22 protein-coding genes are annotated in these 16551 nt (G+C 35.3%); 16 read left to right on the top strand and 6 right to left on the bottom strand.

Annotation, left to right across the window (positions count from 1 at the left end; translation table 11 throughout):
* Positions 1 to 9: 9 nt before the first annotated feature.
* Both O1A01_RS14480 and O1A01_RS14475 read right to left on the bottom strand, forming a co-directional pair.
* Positions 10 to 1053, bottom strand: coding sequence for a cytochrome d ubiquinol oxidase subunit II (locus O1A01_RS14480; protein ID WP_270066416.1), 1044 nt, complete (start codon positions 1051 to 1053; stop codon positions 10 to 12).
* Positions 1054 to 1067: 14 nt separating this feature from the next.
* Positions 1068 to 2405 (bottom strand): cytochrome ubiquinol oxidase subunit I, encoded by a 1338-nt coding sequence (locus O1A01_RS14475; protein ID WP_270064392.1) that lies wholly within the window; start codon positions 2403 to 2405, stop codon positions 1068 to 1070.
* 241 nt (positions 2406 to 2646) lie between these two features.
* Here O1A01_RS14475 and O1A01_RS14470 point away from each other — a divergent pair, with 241 nt between their 5' ends.
* Positions 2647 to 3117: a helix-hairpin-helix domain-containing protein gene (locus O1A01_RS14470; RefSeq protein WP_270064391.1), complete on the top strand. Its 471-nt coding sequence runs from the start codon at positions 2647 to 2649 to the stop codon at positions 3115 to 3117.
* 470 nt (positions 3118 to 3587) lie between these two features.
* On the opposite strand, the gene O1A01_RS14465 is transcribed toward O1A01_RS14470, so the two are convergent.
* A complete protein-coding gene (locus tag O1A01_RS14465) occupies positions 3588 to 4772 on the bottom strand; it encodes an ABC transporter permease (protein WP_270064390.1) in 1185 nt (394 codons plus the stop codon).
* Between the two features lie 312 nt (positions 4773 to 5084).
* Between O1A01_RS14465 and O1A01_RS14460 the strand changes: the two genes are divergently transcribed.
* From O1A01_RS14460 to fosM, 13 genes are all read left to right on the top strand, one after another.
* Positions 5085 to 5426 carry a hypothetical protein gene (locus tag O1A01_RS14460; protein ID WP_066411027.1) on the top strand — a complete coding sequence of 114 codons (342 nt, stop codon included), beginning with the start codon at positions 5085 to 5087 and terminating at the stop codon, positions 5424 to 5426.
* 54 nt (positions 5427 to 5480) lie between these two features.
* The gene (locus O1A01_RS14455; RefSeq protein WP_066411026.1) at positions 5481 to 5867 is read left to right on the top strand and encodes a VOC family protein; all 387 of its coding nucleotides are present in this window, start codon (positions 5481 to 5483) and stop codon (positions 5865 to 5867) included.
* Between the two features lie 252 nt (positions 5868 to 6119).
* Positions 6120 to 6665 (top strand): hypothetical protein, encoded by a 546-nt coding sequence (locus O1A01_RS14450; protein WP_066411022.1) that lies wholly within the window; start codon positions 6120 to 6122, stop codon positions 6663 to 6665.
* 35 nt (positions 6666 to 6700) lie between these two features.
* Positions 6701 to 7147, top strand: a complete 447-nt coding sequence (locus O1A01_RS14445) for an LptM family lipoprotein (RefSeq protein ID WP_270064389.1) — start codon at positions 6701 to 6703, stop codon at positions 7145 to 7147.
* Positions 7148 to 7204: 57 nt separating this feature from the next.
* A complete protein-coding gene (locus O1A01_RS14440; protein WP_066411020.1) occupies positions 7205 to 7420 on the top strand; it encodes a hypothetical protein in 216 nt (71 codons plus the stop codon).
* A 189-nt stretch (positions 7421 to 7609) separates the two neighbouring features.
* Positions 7610 to 8284: a hypothetical protein gene (locus O1A01_RS14435; protein WP_270064388.1), complete on the top strand. Its 675-nt coding sequence runs from the start codon at positions 7610 to 7612 to the stop codon at positions 8282 to 8284.
* Between the two features lie 31 nt (positions 8285 to 8315).
* A complete protein-coding gene (locus O1A01_RS14430) occupies positions 8316 to 8966 on the top strand; it encodes a Type 1 glutamine amidotransferase-like domain-containing protein (protein WP_066411018.1) in 651 nt (216 codons plus the stop codon).
* Entirely contained in the window at positions 8967 to 9581 is a 615-nt protein-coding gene (locus O1A01_RS14425) for an HAD family hydrolase (RefSeq protein ID WP_270064387.1), read from the top strand.
* Between the two features lie 24 nt (positions 9582 to 9605).
* Positions 9606 to 9968, top strand: a complete 363-nt coding sequence (locus O1A01_RS14420) for a hypothetical protein (RefSeq protein ID WP_270064386.1) — start codon at positions 9606 to 9608, stop codon at positions 9966 to 9968.
* 98 nt (positions 9969 to 10066) lie between these two features.
* Positions 10067 to 10876 carry an aminoglycoside adenylyltransferase domain-containing protein gene (locus tag O1A01_RS14415; protein ID WP_066411015.1) on the top strand — a complete coding sequence of 270 codons (810 nt, stop codon included), beginning with the start codon at positions 10067 to 10069 and terminating at the stop codon, positions 10874 to 10876.
* Positions 10877 to 11716: 840 nt separating this feature from the next.
* The gene (locus O1A01_RS14410; protein ID WP_270064385.1) at positions 11717 to 12280 is read left to right on the top strand and encodes a nucleoside/nucleotide kinase family protein; all 564 of its coding nucleotides are present in this window, start codon (positions 11717 to 11719) and stop codon (positions 12278 to 12280) included.
* Between the two features lies 1 nt (position 12281).
* Positions 12282 to 13055, top strand: a complete 774-nt coding sequence (locus O1A01_RS14405; protein ID WP_270064384.1) for an arylamine N-acetyltransferase family protein — start codon at positions 12282 to 12284, stop codon at positions 13053 to 13055.
* Between the two features lie 16 nt (positions 13056 to 13071).
* Complete coding sequence (fosM, locus tag O1A01_RS14400; protein ID WP_066411011.1) at positions 13072 to 13491, top strand: FosM family fosfomycin resistance protein; 420 nt, start codon at positions 13072 to 13074, stop codon at positions 13489 to 13491.
* 5 nt (positions 13492 to 13496) lie between these two features.
* Here fosM and O1A01_RS14395 read toward each other — a convergent pair whose 3' ends face one another.
* The 3 genes from O1A01_RS14395 to O1A01_RS14385 are packed head-to-tail and all read right to left on the bottom strand — an operon-like array spanning position 13497 to position 15184.
* Positions 13497 to 14087 carry a hypothetical protein gene (locus O1A01_RS14395; protein WP_066411010.1) on the bottom strand — a complete coding sequence of 197 codons (591 nt, stop codon included), beginning with the start codon at positions 14085 to 14087 and terminating at the stop codon, positions 13497 to 13499.
* Between the two features lie 50 nt (positions 14088 to 14137).
* Positions 14138 to 14710: a hypothetical protein gene (locus O1A01_RS14390; RefSeq protein ID WP_066411009.1), complete on the bottom strand. Its 573-nt coding sequence runs from the start codon at positions 14708 to 14710 to the stop codon at positions 14138 to 14140.
* A gap of 33 nt (positions 14711 to 14743) precedes the next feature.
* Positions 14744 to 15184, bottom strand: a complete 441-nt coding sequence (locus O1A01_RS14385) for a PH domain-containing protein (protein WP_066411008.1) — start codon at positions 15182 to 15184, stop codon at positions 14744 to 14746.
* 291 nt (positions 15185 to 15475) lie between these two features.
* On the opposite strand from O1A01_RS14385, the gene O1A01_RS14380 reads away from it, so the two are divergent.
* Both O1A01_RS14380 and O1A01_RS14375 read left to right on the top strand, forming a co-directional pair.
* Complete coding sequence (locus O1A01_RS14380; protein ID WP_066411007.1) at positions 15476 to 15970, top strand: immunoglobulin-like domain-containing protein; 495 nt, start codon at positions 15476 to 15478, stop codon at positions 15968 to 15970.
* Positions 15971 to 16096: 126 nt separating this feature from the next.
* Complete coding sequence (locus O1A01_RS14375) at positions 16097 to 16489, top strand: hypothetical protein (RefSeq protein WP_066411006.1); 393 nt, start codon at positions 16097 to 16099, stop codon at positions 16487 to 16489.
* Positions 16490 to 16551 lie beyond the last annotated feature (62 nt).

Here is a 16551-nt window from a genome sequence, read left to right as displayed (position 1 = left end):
GTCCTCCAGTTACCGTACATCATCCACTTTTTTGTTTGTAAGATACCGTTTATCTTTAAGAAACAGGCGCCAAAACCAATAGAATAAAGGCAAAAGAATCGCCATACCGATTGCATATCCCCATAGGAGGGAATAAAACATTTCAATATTTGTAAACGCATCATAAATGGTCAATTTCGGATAGACGATATAGGGCATATGACTCCACCCATATGCAAAGCTTGCTAAGGCTATTTGAACGACCATCATTAGTACAGCAACCCGTGGCTGCCCAACCCGTCCTTTCCTCGAAGGCCACCATAGTGCACTATATCCAATGGAAAAAACAACAAGGCTTAATGCAAATAGGTGCCATTGTCTGGCCATATTTTCAACCATCCACATCGCTTCTGGAATGAGTGTCATCGTTGCAGCAACAGCCATACTAAGCATGATAGGACCAAGGATAATAGCATTTCTTCTATACACTTCATAAGTTCCCATTGCTTTCGCTTCTCTCGCATAATCGCTAAGGAATAGGGAGGATAAAAACAATTCCGCAGCTAAACCAAAGCCGATGTGTGCATAAAGTGTTGGGCTAGTAAGCAGTCTGTCATAAAGAATATAATGACGGTCACCAACTACTTCGACAAACCCACCAATAATAATCGGAAGAATACTAAGCATTAATGCTGGGATTAATAGACCGGTAATTCCTGAAATGTAAGTAAATAGCTTTGTATATTTTTGTACCGAATAGGAATACACCATAAAAGCGCTTCTTATGATAAGTAATATGAGCACAAAGCTTACTGGAACGATCATGATCGACCCTAAAGTAAAGGCAGCGTGCGGAAATAAACCGACAAACGCCACAACAAATAATACTAAGAAGACATTCGTTACTTTCCAGGAAGGATTTAAGTACAAGTTAGCAATGCTTGCTGCTGTTGTATCTTTCCGTCCAATATAAAACATGGACCAAAAGCCGGCACCGAAATCTATCGCTCCACCTAACGCATACAAAAACAAAAACAACCAGATGATGATAATCGCTACATAGGCTTCCATAATAATTTGCCTCCTCTCTATACCGATGTGGTTTGACTGTCAAATTCATTTATAAGTGGATTACGGCGGAAATAGTAGCGCATAATTAGTGCTGTTATTACTAATAAGAAAACGTATAGCGAAATAAATATGACAAAGAATGTACCAAGGTTCGCTGATTTAGTTGCAGCTTCTGCTGTCCGTTGGATGCCATAAATGGTCCAAGGTTGTCTTCCTATACAGGCGAAAATCCAGCCAGTTTCGATACCAAGCATAGCAAGAGGTCCACTTCCTATTAAAGGAATTAGTAGCCAATTCGGATATTCTCGTTTTTTAAAAACAATCCGATAAGCTAACGCTCCAAATGACAGCCCTATTAGTAAACTTCCGATTCCTACCATGATGTTAAATAATGTATGAACAAATAGCGGCGGCCACTCATCCCGTGGAAATTCATTTAGTCCAATCACTACCCCATCAGTTGAGCCGGTTGCTAGAAAGCTGAGCATGCCTGGAATTTCTATACCTCCGACCACCCGATTAGCTTCTGGATCAGGTGTACCAAAAATAGCTAGAGGAGCATTTGACTGTGTTTCAAATAGTCCTTCAGCCGCTGCTAACTTAACTGGTACGTTATGATGTAACCCTACTGCAGATGTATGGCCATTTGTTGCCGTCCAAAGGGATGTAATTGCTCCAAAAACAAGAGCAACCATTAGCCCTTTTCTATGATACGTTTTTTCACTTTCTTTCAAATTAGGTTTTAATAACTGATAAGCAGCAACGGAAGCAACGACAAACGCGGTTGCCATATATGCGCTGCTTGTAACGTGTATAGCTGTATACCCGAAGGCTGGATTTAAGACTGCTTCCCATGGACGCACATCTGTAATTTGTCCATTTACCACATTAAATCCAGTTGGTGTATTCATCCATGACTGTACGTTCGTTATTAATACAGCAGATGCAGTTGCTCCAAGTGCGACGAAAAAGACACTAATAATTCTCATCGCAGAACTTAATCGACTAGCAGCATACACGTAAATTGAAAGGAATAAAGCCTCAATAAAGAATGCGAATATCTCTAACGTAAAAGGTAAAGCAATGACTTGTCCTACTACTTCAATAAACCCTGGCCACAATAATGCAAGCATGACAGCTACAATCGTTCCAGATGGAATGGCCACTCCAAGTAAAATAGCAACAGCTTTTGTCCATCTCTTTGCAAGAATTCCATAATCATTGTCCTTACGAATGACTCTCAATATTTCAGCTATTAGAATCATAAGCGTAAGGCCAACTCCTAATGTCGCAAAAATAATATGGAAAATCAGGGAGGACCCAAACAGCATTCTAGCAAGCAATACATTATCCATCGTTCTCTTCCTTTCAAACATCATTTCCATGGTTATTCTTGTTTAAGGTGGATATTTTATACATTCGTTTTTTATGTAAAGCTTAATAATTATGTTCTTTTAAACACTACTGTTAAAATAATAGAAACAAAGAAATCATTAATAAGTGCATATGATAAATTAAGTGAAGGTGGTAAGTCGGTTATTTGGAATGTAATAAAGTTTTTACGAAGGAGAGTTAAAAAAATAAAGGTGGGTTAATATGAGCGCAAATCCAAAACTTCCATTATCTGTAGATGACAAGAAAAAATTACGAAAAGCAAAAGTGAACTTAGGCCAACTACATACTCTATCTATTTCTCAGCTTATGGAGATATTAGATATACCAATGGTAAGTGCGCAGCAGGTGAAAGCACTTGCACAATTTCAGCAACTACCATCAATAGGATATGAACTTGCAGATAAACTAGTAAATCAACTACATATTTATAGTTTAGAAGAAATAAGGCAAAAAGAAGGAGCTCAGCTGTTTGATGAATTAGAACAAGCGCTAGGTGTTTGGACAGACAGTTGCGTTGAGGACCAAATTCGCTGTGTCATTCATCATGCGAACCATCCAGGCAGTGAAAAGCAATGGTTTGCCTTTACAGAAGAAAGAAAATTATATCGGGAAATGAACGGTTATCCAAAGGATAGGCCGACAACCGCATGGTATGAGGCACAAAACAAATGAGGCAAGTCCTCTTGACCGTTATTCTCTTTTTAAAGTTTTAAAGGAGTGGGGGGACAGTTGCGAAATTGACCCCTATATTATCTTACTGTCTCTTCTAAAAGAAGATGGTATGTAATATATCGGTGACATCGCATTTGGAACAAGGGTGCAGCTAGAAAAATGTTGGGAAGAGAACACCAATCATTGGGATCATGATGAATCTTATTTTGTGTCTAGTGAGATCATTTCCATAGTAAATAATTTAGATAGAGGGTAAATAACATTATCCAAGAACCAATATTGTTGAAAAGTTTCAATTAAACTATCTGGTACTTTTGTACAACACCAACTCGAAGCATTCTTCTAAAACTGCAAGATGAACTAAAAGGAGCATAACTTAGAAATACTTAACATAGTTAAACTCCTTAATCGTTTGGTAAAAAACAAAAAATTTATTGCAAACGATATTTTTGATTGTCTCAATTTTATTCTCAATCATCATACCGTTTTTTAGCAAAAATCAGCACAAACCAACCAATAAACAGAAGTTCTGTAAAAACGCTGATTAATGTTTTACCAGAAATGGAATGGAAGAAAACAGGAACATTCACAACCACTAGCTGGAAAATTAATAGAATATAGAGTAGCTTTAAATACGACTTCATTTTCACCATGTTGGAAACAGGATAGAGAATCACAAAATCATTCTGCTCTCGTTTTAAAGGAAGTAATTGATATCCAGTCATAAATAGTATAATAGGAACAGTTAGCCACCCGTATTCAGGAAAGACCCAAACAAGAATTGTTCCAATTAAAGTTAATCTCAAATAAAGATAAAAATAATCATTGAGCCTTATAAATAGAAGGACATATAAGTAGAAAAATGAATTATAAGGTTGAGGAGGGATCCAATTTTTAATCAACCTAGTAAGGAACAGTCTTGGCTGAAACGATCTTTTTAAATGGCCAACATCTATATAAATGTTTATGAATCTATAATTTTTAGTTAACGCCTTCTCCTCTTGTTTATTTAAATATTCCCAATTTAGTCTCCTAGCCCCAAGTGGAAATATATAAAATGAAAAGCCATAAGTTAATAGAAGTAAAATAAGAGCAATGACCCAGTTACCTTTAAAGAGAAAATAAAATATTAAAGCATAGGATATTAGTAAATTTAGTTTGTGAATGAATCGTCCCCTTAGTGAATCTATCCATTGTTCTATCCAGACTAAATACACATTTATCATAACCAAACCTACAAGAAGTAGAAGAAACTGTACAGTTAAAATAATATTAGATTCGATTAGTGGGAACATGATGGCAATCACAATTGTCATTTTTAGTAGGTGAAGTATTCCGTTATATATTAACGTTTTAAGAAAATAACTAGAGAGATGAGTCTCCATTGGAAGTAAAAAAATAGTGTCTGCCTCTCTAACAAAAGTACGGATAGTAGACTGTAGTAAAATCAAGGCTGTAATAACAGAGGCAATCCATTCGGAAGATAAAAACGGTGGTATCCACTGAATGAATTTCACATAATAATAAACGAAAATGGATCCCAATATGAGGAAAGAATAAAAAACACTCATAAATATTATAGTGTAGTATTTTGTCATTTCTTTATAAAAGCTGCTTACCCTGTTCTTAAACAATTTTTTGATATCTATCCCCATAATAAATACACTCCCAAATTTTATAACATAGAGTATTCGTTATACAATTATCATTTCCTTCTTTTTAATATAGGAAGTAAGTAGTTATACCAGAAGAAGATCTAAACTAATGAGTAACCAAAAAATACGCCCAGTATTTAAAAGGAAATACTATGTCTTATTTGGGAAATTTATTGAAAACACTATTTCAAATATGGTGGATAATAAAGATAGGGTTACTATCGCTTCATTATTTTTTCAAATTGGACTAATAATTACAAATATTCTCATTTTATGGTAAAGTAAAGTATATACAAAAGGGGGAATAGCGACATGTGGAAATATTTTTGGTCAGTTATTACGATAATAGTCATAGTTACTTTAAATTTTGGATTAGCCACTATTTTTGATACGAATTTTATAGATTGGTTATTTCTATCAGGGCTTGCTGTAACGATGGTACTTTTATTCTTCCATTCATCAGGGGGCTTCACATCTGATTTAGCGGATGCAAGATTGCAAGGTGCCAATAATGATGAATTTTGGCCAGCAACAGAAGTATTAACGAAGATTGATAGACAGAAAGTTAGTTTTTCTCCTCGAATTTCATTTTATGTTGCGCTTAGCTACACAGTAGTGGCAGGCATTGTTTCTATTTTTTATTACTTTGTTTAATTTTATAAATGAAATATAGATAAAAATAGCCCTCAATTTAAGGAGTAAAAGTAGATGGAAAATTTATTATTAAAATCCCACTGTATTTTCCCTTCCAATAACATAGAGGAAACTGCTCTGTTCTATGAAGAGAAAATGGGTTTTCAAGCAGTACATTATTTAAACGCAAAAGAACCGCATATATGTTTGTATCGAGATTCAACTGAGATTATCTTAACGAAAACAAATGGTCAACAAGTTTTACCGAATAGATCCCTATATGGCTACGGCTATGATGCATATTTTATAGCGGAAAACCAAGAAGCACTACTAGACGAGTTGATTCGTACAAATGTAAAGGTAGTTCGATCATTAGACGAAACAGATTATAAAAATAAGGAATTTGTAATAGAAGATATTGATGGTAGATGGATAGCTTTTGGAATGAAAATAAAAGACTGAATATAGAATTTAAGAAAGAAGGGTAATTAGTTTAAGAAATTGGGAGCTATCGTCCTTTTATAGTTTCAGTATGTCAATTAGTTTAGTCGGTCTTGTTTTACTATTTTTATAAATTAAGTAGTAAATAGTCAAGTAGAGTGCTTCTTTGCGAGAGTGCTCTAATTTTTTACAATGCAATGAAACATTTTCCAAATTAGTTCGTCTTATATATAAGGTATTGTTGTGAATTTTTAGAATGCAGGTGATTTTCTATTGAAAAAGTTGCATATAATTGTTAGCTTAACCCTTGTCGTACTATCAATTATTCTTTTCATTCAATTAAAGGAAGCTAATAAAAAGATTGAAATACATAAAGCTACGGAACTTGCTATATTTCGTGGTGCCATTCATGATTATACGAATGACCTCTCCTTTATTGGAGAATCACTGTTAGCTTATAGAGACGATTTTACTATTGAAGAAAATGAATTATATAATCAGCTATTGTCTTCCTACAGTCTTAGAATAAATAGAATAGGTACTAGATTAATCTATATAAAACATGTAAACCCAACTGATTCGTTTATCTATGAAGGGTACATACATTTTATAGAAAATCTTCTATCAGATGAAGAGTTTATTAAATATACAGAAGTACAAAAGCATGAGATAGGCAGCATATTGAAAAAATACGGCATGGAAATATCTAACCAATTCTCAGGACAAATAGATTATGAGGATGAAACAAAAATGAAATTTCTATTAGAAATTATTAGTAATATGAACGAAGAAATTTCAAAGGTTCTAAATGAAGCATGATTTTAATTTTATTTGTTAAGAGGAGGGTATGAAGAATGATGAAGAAGATGAAGAGCTTGTTAATATTAATGTTTATAGTGGTTGGACTAAGTGGGTGCAAAAATATTGTAGAGGCTACAACGACTGGTACTTTTGATAGTATAGAAGAATATCTTAAAGTTGGAGAAATTGTCCTTGACATAAAAGAGTTAAACGGGGAATCCGTGTATACATTCGGTGCGAAAAAGGGCATTTCGTATAGTTTTGACTATGAAATAGACGTAGAAGAAGGAGATTTCCAACTAGAAATACTTTCTGGTGAACAAACATTAGATTCCACACATTGGACGAGTGATACAGAGGCAGGTTTAAAAGTGACAGAGGGGAATAGTGCTGCTTTGCAAAATGTTGGTGGGACTTTGACTATCGAAAATGCACAAGAGAAAGTTTCTATAATAGTCAAAGGGAAAGAGGCAACTGGTAAACTTAAAATAAAATGGTAGTACGAATAAGATAGTAAATGGTTGAACATTGATTAGTAGTCAAGGTGGGTGGATCTTATGAAGAATACAAAACTGAGGATAATGTGGATTATTCCTAACGTTTTTTGTTATGTAATGTTCATTGGTTTCTCGAGTTTTGTCATAATAAATGCAGATGGCTTATACGAAATTGCTAGACTGTCCATATGGGTACTCACAATGATTTTTCTCTTTATCGTTTCTATTATAGGTAGCTACCGAATATGGTCGTGGATAAAGCAAGGGAAAATTTGAATTGTTTCTGAATTGTGATATGTTTTTTATTTCAGCTCGGTTCTAAGGTAGGCTCTTTAATCACTTTTGTTTGTAAGGGTTAGAAAGGTATTTTTTCGATAAAAAGAGCGTTGACCAAAAAAAGGTTAAACGCTCTTTTCGTCGAATTAACCTTTAGCAATCAACGAATCTATTAGAGGTGAGCATAAGTTGACAATCGTTCTTTCAGCAATTTTATTTTATTTTCTAAATGTTTTATTCTTTCTTTTCGTTGTATCGTTATTAAGTTTTATTTCTGTATCGATATTACTATTATTGAAAATAGAGATAAGACAATGGCTCGTACTTTTAGTAGCTCTTCCTATCATAATTGGATTTCAATTTTTTCTAGATAAACAAATGGATGCAATTGAACTTAGAGAAACAGATATAGTTATAAAAGGAAACGGAGAAATAGTCAAAAACACAGCGAATAAACATTTAGTTACAACGGACAAAGATTTATTTATCGCGATTGATGGGATAAAGCCATATGAGGAAAAGTTTTCTTATACCTTTCAAACAGAAGATGGACAACAGCAAGCAATAGATATATTAATATCTTTCCATGAAACAGATATGGAAACAATCCGAAACAATTTTCAAGTTTTCAAAGAAGTACTACAATCTATCGATAACGATCCTGTGCGTTACTTTTCGAGATATAGTTACTACACAGATGTGGTTGAAAGTAGGTTACAATCAGAAATTAGTGAAAAAGTCGCTAGTTTGAAAAAAGAAGAACTGACTACGGCAATAATGGTAAATATAATTGAAACGGTAGGGGCGCAGCTATTGAATGATGAGGAGAGAAAATTGTTTTCTATTGAGTTAATAAGTGAGTGATGTTTAAATGAAAATAAATGGGGTGTGCAGAGTGGGGAGATTGTTTTTTTATAGTGATCAAGTGTTGGATTCTCTACACAATCGTTGCTTGGACGATGTATTGTTTGAAGGTAAAAGCCCTAGAGAAATAAAAATAGGCTACATCCCCTCGACGGAAGATAAAGAAAAAAAGTATTTTCATATAAAAAAGCAATATTATCATATGTACGGGGTTGAAAACATTTTGTTTTTTGATTTGTATAGTGAATTTGATCCTACAAAAATAGATGAACTAGTTAGTTGTGATATTATACATCTCTCTGCCGGTGATCCAATTGCATTTAGAATGGCGTTAAAAGAACGGAGCATCGATCAGGTATTAAAAGATTACTATACAAATGGAGGAACGATTGTAGGAGTAAGTGGCGGAGCAGTTCAACTCGGCAAAAGTACAAAATTATTTCATCTGTTTATCGGAAGTAATGAACAAAGTGACATCGATGCCCTCGGACTAGTAGATTTCGAATATTTACCACACTACAACCGGTGGGATGATGCATTTAAAGAGAAAGTAAAAGACTATGTTCAGACAACTGGTACAATTGTGTATGCAGGAAACGACGGAGATGGAATAATAGTAGAAAACGGGGAAATCCGATTGATTGGTGACATCGTGAAAATAACGAAAACAGGAGGCGCCTAAATGGATAGCATCATTTTTGACCTGGATGGAACGTTGTGGGATTCGAGTAAAACGGTACTAACTGCTTGGAATGAAATTTTAAGGAAAAAAGATGGTATCAATGAGCTCACAGTAGAAGACTTGCAAGGAACGATGGGACTACAAATGCACGAGATTGGCAAAAAGTTGTTTCCTTCCCTAGATGATCAAGCTAGGGAACAACTTTTACAAGAATGCGGAGATTTGGAAAATGTATATTTAGAAAATAGTGGCGGTATTTTATACGATAGTGTGGAGGAAACGTTAGAAGCGTTATCGGAAAAATATAAACTATACATCGTAAGTAACTGCCAAGAAGGTTACATAGAGACTTTTTATAAGTACCATCAACTAGAAAAATATTTCTTAGACTTTGAAAACCCGGGTAGAACTGGTTTATCAAAGGGTGAGAATATTAAGTTGATTATGGAGAGAAATTCACTATCTAACCCAGTGTACGTTGGTGATACGGAAGGTGACTTAAAGGCAGCGCGATATGCTGGCATTCCGTTCGTCTATGCCACATATGGTTTTGGAAAAGTAGAAGACTATGATTTTGCAATAACATCATTTGCAGAATTGAAACAATTATTTTAATGGAAGAATACAAGAGGTGGCATTTTGCAAAAATTATGGATTAGTATATCAATTATTTTATTTTATTGTGTCCCATTTGCCTACGTAGGAGTGCAACAAGATTTTACGAATGGATCACTTTTTGGTTACCTTGTCATGGTAGCTACGACTTCTGCACTCGCGTTTGCTAGTAAATATTTTAGTAATTACATTCCGTTTATAATAGGAAATATCCTATCAATGGCGGTTTCGTATTATTTTTTCACTGGGATGGAAAGTAATGGTAGGTGGGAAAGTTTTTTCAAACCATTTACTCCTAACCAATTTTTAATTTTTGTCGCTGTTTTAAATTTGATTCCACAGTTTATTGCTATGAGGTACGCTAGTAAATATAAAAACGGAGGTTAATAATATGTGTGTCCGTTATCCCCTGTTCACAACGTTTGAACTACAAGAATTATCAAAAAAGCATTGAAATAGGTTAGTAGAAAGTATGGTGAAAGATAGTGGGCTTTAATTGGCAAACGTGCCCTATGAATGTAAAAGAGTTCGTACTCTATCTTAATGAGAAAATAGGGGACATTTTACAAGGTAATTTAGTTGGTTTTTACGTCCATGGATCTTTAGCGATGGGAGGGTTTAACCCTTATCATAGTGATATTGATATTCTAGTTGTAACGGAGGTGTCTATATCAGTAGACGTAAAAAGACAATTAACTGAAGTTTGCTTAGTCGGCTCTAACAATCCTTTTCCAGTGGAAGTAAGTGTCCTTACGAAACACCAATTGGATAATTGGCAGCATCCTTCTCCTTTTGAATTCCATTATAGTGAGTTTTGGAGAGAGCGGTACGAACAAGAGTTGGCAAACGGCACGAATAATTATATAAATGAACATGTGCATACAGATCCAGATTTAGCAGCGCATCTAACCATTACGTTTCACCGTGGTATTTGTATTGAAGGTAAACCAATCCATGATGTGTTTCCGAACGTGCCAAGGGAAGATTATGTATCTTCTATTATAGGAGATTATGAAGACTGTTTAGAGAATGTGGAACAGGATCCTGTTTATTGTATATTAAATATGTTGCGCGTGTTTATGTATGTAAAGGATGGAATTATTTCTTCAAAGGAAGAGGCTGGTAGGTGGGGGATGACTATATTGCCTGAAGGTTTAATACCAACTGTAGAAAAAGCCGCCGCTAATTATGCGAATGACACGGAAATGTATTCTTTTAATAGAGAAGAACTCATTATAATTAGAGATTATATAAAGGATTGTGTTACGCAATACCGCAAAGGAGGGGTGAAATGAGAGGGGGTACTCGTCCGGAGCAGCCGTCAAGGCTGAGAATCTAATGGAGTGAAAGTCTCCTGTCACCAATTGACCAGTTCGGGTGACTAGTATATCCAATGCGTAGGGAGGTAACGAACTACGTTCTGCTTGGAAGTAAAAGCCACTGCGGCTTAACTCTACTCAGAGAGAGTAAGAGTCGGAACAGTTAGAGTGGCGAGCAAATCCAGAGGCCAAAAGGCTTTAACGAATACTGCAGCTCCGAAAATCCTGCCCTTATGAAAACTGTTTTTAAGGGATGTTGTAAAGCGCTGACCTAGTGGACGAGTGGGGAAAGCCGATGTTCTATGGGAAGAAATGGTCACATGCACCATAGAAGCGACCGGAGTATGGGATTTAGCATCTGGAGAAAGGTTCTCAGAGATAACGACGGGAAGGTCCTACTTCCAGCAGGGACTAGCAACAACCTGCAAAGACTTAGCCTTATAAGTTAAATAAAAACGAAATAGGTTGAGAGGATTTAGGATTGGCGCATGAGTTCGTAGTAGCGATGAGTGGAGGGTAATGCCTTCATAAATAGAAGGAAATTCTATTTCTATCAATGTAACACATTGGATAGAGCGAAGGGACTCTGGGTACTTGACGGTTCTAACTAACATATGGTTGAACACAGAGTTAACTTAGTTAAACAAGAACGAGCGGATAAGTAAACCTAATCAGTAATGGGCGTATGTTGGCTAGAACTTAAACCTAGACTCAATAGGGAAGGCTTATCTGTGGCAGGTCAAGGCCGAAACCGGACTCGGGAAATCCGACCGTCCGGGATTGAAGGGGGGCTACAGGAAACGTGGTTCATAATGAATGCGCGCGCCTGTCTTCTACCCGACAATTGTCATTTCTATTGCAGCAGTTTCAGGTGGTGGGAAAACAACCATTACTAAGCAGCTGAAGGAAAGGTTGAATAAAAGTATCGTACTCTCCTTCGACGATTACGATTTTGATGGACCGAAAAATATAATAGATTGGGTGGACAAAGGGGCAAATTATAACGAATGGGATTTATCACCACTCATTGCCGATTTAGAAAAATTATTTATGGAGCAGTATGAGTCCATTCTATTAGATTATCCTTTCGCATATGAACAATCTAACATGAGTAAATACATAGATATAGCTATCTTTATCGACACTCCTTTAGATGTAGCGATGGTGCGTCGAATGTCGAGAGACTTTCAAGGTAGCCCAAGTCATACGATCCTGCAAGAAATGGAAAACTATCTTTCATTTGGGAGAAAAGGTTATCTTGAAATGCTTAAAACAATTAAACCTAGTTCGGACTTAATCGTCGATGGTACAATGTCTATCGAGCATATCGTGGAAACTATTTTGGAGAAAGTGCCTACATATAAAAAAGAAAGTGTTTAACATGAGTCATGTGAACGAGCTATTGCGAAAAAGAATCAGTTTTTCAAAGAGTGAAAAGATCACTTTACAAACGTTGCCTACTGTTTTAGAAAAGATAGCGAAAGAAATCCCGTTTGAAAACGTTTGTATTATCGAAGAAAAGACAACGGAGATTACAGATGCCTATGTGAAACATAAAATTTTGAACAAAGGTGAAGGTGGCCTTTGTTACGAATTGAACTATCTTTTATATTTGTTTTTAACCGAAAATGGTTTTCATACGAAGATAGTTCGCGGGGTCGTTTTTGACCAGGTGAACCAAAAGTGGGGGTCTACCGGAAGAACGCACGTTGCAAATGTAATTACGGTGAATGGCAAAAAGTACATTGTAGACACTGGTTTCGGTGTAAACTTACCGTTAAAGCCAGTTCCGTTAACAGGTGATATTGTTACATCCAGCAATGGGGAGTTTCGTGTAGAAAAGAAGGAGACGGAATTCGGAGACTACATTTTTTATATGAAATTAAAACATAAACACGATGAATGGAAAATGGGTTACTCCTTTCATTCCGAAAAGGATGCCGGTGTAACGGATTTAAATGAAGTACAAAAAATCATTATCGAGCACCCAGAATCTCCGTTTAATAAGAAACCTTTGCTTACGAAGATTACTGACAGAGGAAGTATCGTACTAACAGAAGATTCTTTTACAGTGTGGATTAATGGTGAGGTTCGGAAAGAAGAAATAGATTCGGAGGAGTTTTTTCGACTGAGAAAATGTTATTTTGGTTTTTAAAAAGGAGGAAGACCTAATGATAAAAGGTATAAATCATTTTTTGTTTTCGGTTTCGGACTTAGATAGCTCTATTCATTTTTATGAAAAAGTATTTGATGCAAAATTGTTAGTAAAAGGTCGTAGTACAGCTTACTTTGACCTCCAAGGCATATGGTTAGCGTTAAATGAAGAAAAGGACATACCACGAAACGAGATTCAACATTCGTATACACATGTAGCTTTTACAATCGATGAGGCTGACTTCGAGCAAATGTATGATAAGTTAGAGAAACTAAACGTAAACATCCTTAGTGGTAGACCGAGAGACGAAAAAGATAAAAAATCGATTTATTTCACTGATCCGGATGGACATAAGTTTGAGTTTCATACAGGTACGTTAGAAGATCGATTGGAGTATTATAAAACGGAAAAGCTTCATATGGAGTTTTATGATTAGCTAACTTACTCATCTAGTTTTTCCGCTTCTATTATTTCATGCCATTTAATATCTTCAGGTGTGTAAGTAGGTGCATTTTTAGGAATACCGTAATAAAATAATGGTTTTCCATCCTTATTATAGGCGGTTGGATAAAGGAAATTAATTACCTCAAATGAGGATAAATAAAAGGACACACTTTCTCCTGCCCTAATTTCCTTTCTAATAACGTCAGGGTCAATCCCAACTTCTATATAGAAAACTTCCTCATCGGTTGATAAAACACTAAAATAGGTACCTTCACCATCCTTATTCCGAAAATTCATTAAGCCGACTGTTTGAAGCGAGTCTGTACGGATAGGGACAAAGGTAGATTGGGTACTACGATAAAAAACACCATTTTTTTCAGATGTTACGGATACATATTGATTCTCTTCCTCACTTTTATATACGAAAATAGGAGTAGTACTTATTTTCATTTCCTCTACTAATTCAGCATCTTTTGGTAGAAGTGGAAAGGCATTGGCGGCACTAAGTGGTGTTATTCTATAACCGCTAAAAAATAAATAGATAATGACGACAATGAATAGTGGTATAAGTACTTTGAAACGTCTCAACTTTTTCCCCTCCTTGATAAACAGTACTTTTCTATCTTTGTACTCGTGTATTAATCGTCTATTCGATGCCACTTAAAATCATCAGTACTGAAGGTAGTCGAATTTTTTGGATAACCATAATAATATAAGGCATTGCCATCTTTATCGTACGCAGTTGGATGAATAAAATCTATTTGATGACTGAATGGAAAATAGAAAGAAACCATCTCATCTGCGCGAATCTCTCTTCTAATTACATCAGGTTCAATCCCAACCTCAATATAAGCAACTTCATCATTGGTAGACAAAACACTTAAGTAAGTAGTAGCTTCACGGTCATTCCAAAAACTAATAACGCCTACAGTTTGCAGTGTATCTGAAACAAAGGGTGTATAAGTAGAGGTGCCACTCCGATATAAAAATCCTGTCTTTTCAGAAAGTACCGTTAAGTATCGTTTCTCTTTATCACTTTTGTAAACAAAGATAGTGGAAGACTCAATAGGGACTTGCTCTATTAGTATTGCATCTTTCGGAAGAAAACTGTGGCTATTGGCAGCATTTTCTGGAGTAAGCCTGTAACCATTTATATAGAGGAACAATGCCCCAATGAGTAGTAGGGGTATAACGATTAACCATCTTTTCATATTTATACACAACCTTCTATCAAGTAATTTGGACTATAAATCTATTGTTAAATGAGGGCAATGTTTTTGTAGCTCCTTCAGAAATTCTCTTTCATCCTTTGGAGAAATTTTCACACTGCCTAACATAGAAGTTTTATAGCTAATTTCTAATGCGTCTCGCGAAGATAAAATACGATAACCTGTAAATATGTCTCTCGTCCTCGAAACCTTCGTCATATCCTCATAAACAATTTTACTTCTAAACGGTCCGCCTCTTACTAATAGATAGTCTTCGGTAAACATATATTTAATGTAGAATATTGGCCAAAGAATTAGTCCCACTGAAAAGAAGAAGGACGAAATTAAAATAATTACCGCTGCTTTTGGAATTTCTTCATCAAGAAATATAGGTAAAATGGTTACCGCCCCAATAATAGCAATCGCTATGAAAATAAACACACCAAAAAAAGTATCTACTTTCGAACGAAACAACATTTCTAACACCTCCATTACTCTCTACGTATAGCTTACAATAAAAGGTTCATTCGAAGCAGAAGTAATTAGTAAAAATGGAAGGTTTTTTTAATTAACTAACGAATAATACCCTAAACCATTTTTAAGTGCACTTGACGATAAATGGCGGATGGGGAAGTAGTTAGGAAGTGTTCATTTTATGGAGACACCGAGGATTGAAGCGCGGTACAATTAATTTTCAAAGGACTATTTAGGCAATAAAAGAAACATATTTAGGTTTTATTCGTCTGATATTTAAAAGGGGGTGTTTTTATGAGGAGATATATTTGTTTACTTTTTTGTATAGCAATGAGTTTACTACTTTTAGCAGGTTGTAAAAGTTCTAGTAATAGTCATTCATCTAAAGTATTAGACTGGGAACCTACAATATATAAAACTGTCAACAATCTTGAAGGAGTTACGATGACAGTTAAGGAAGGAACAGTAACCTCGACTGGATTGACTGTAATATTTGAAAATAGCTCTGACAAGCAATGTATCTTTGGTGAATATTTTCATTTGGAAAAGAAAATCGACACTAATTGGTATCAAGTACCAGTTACCCTAGATGATAACTACGGATTTAATGATATTGGCTATGACTTGGATCCATCAGGTGTGGAGGAATGGACTGTTAATTGGGATTGGCTCTATGGAAGGTTGGATTCTGGTGAATACCGTATAGTAAAAAATATCCTCGATTTTAGAAAACCAGGTGACTTTGAAGAGCACTATTTGGCAGCGGAGTTTACTGTTAATGAAAATTAGTATTGTTTTAAAGAAATGAAAGGTTGTATTAAAAGTAAATGAGTACGTTGGCTTATTTTTGTTGAACTAATTTAATAACTAGGCGGCCTAGTTTAATAATTTTTATAAGTATAGGAGGTTTATGTGTTGAAAAAAGTGTTATTGTTAACTCTACTTGCTTGTATATTGGGTGCTTGTGGTCAACAAGTGAATGAAAACAGCAATAATACTTCTTATGAAGGAAAACATGAAGGAATCATTGTAAAAATAGAAAAACCAGATGGAGAAGGCAATCCTTATAAAGGGTCATACTATATGTTAGTTGTATCAGATGTTGAGAACATTAACATTACAGATAAATCAGAAGAAGAATTGATTACATTAGCTCAAGAAAATGATGGCGCATTCTACATTGTGAATCCAGATATGTATGAAGACTTGGACTTAGACATAGGCACACAAATTGTCCTTTATTATAATGGTCAAGGAGATTCGGACCCTCCTGTACGTGAAGCTGGAAAGATAGATGTGGTCCATTAATCAAAGAAGGATTCTCGCTTACTTTTGTTGAAGTAATTGTATATATGATATTGATATCTAGG

The organism is Sutcliffiella sp. NC1, from assembly GCF_027594365.1.
In the GTDB taxonomy this organism is placed as follows: Bacteria; Bacillota; Bacilli; order Bacillales; family Bacillaceae_I; genus Sutcliffiella; species Sutcliffiella cohnii.
Note: the sequence above shows the minus strand (reverse complement) of the source record. Positions and strands in the feature narration are given on the sequence as shown.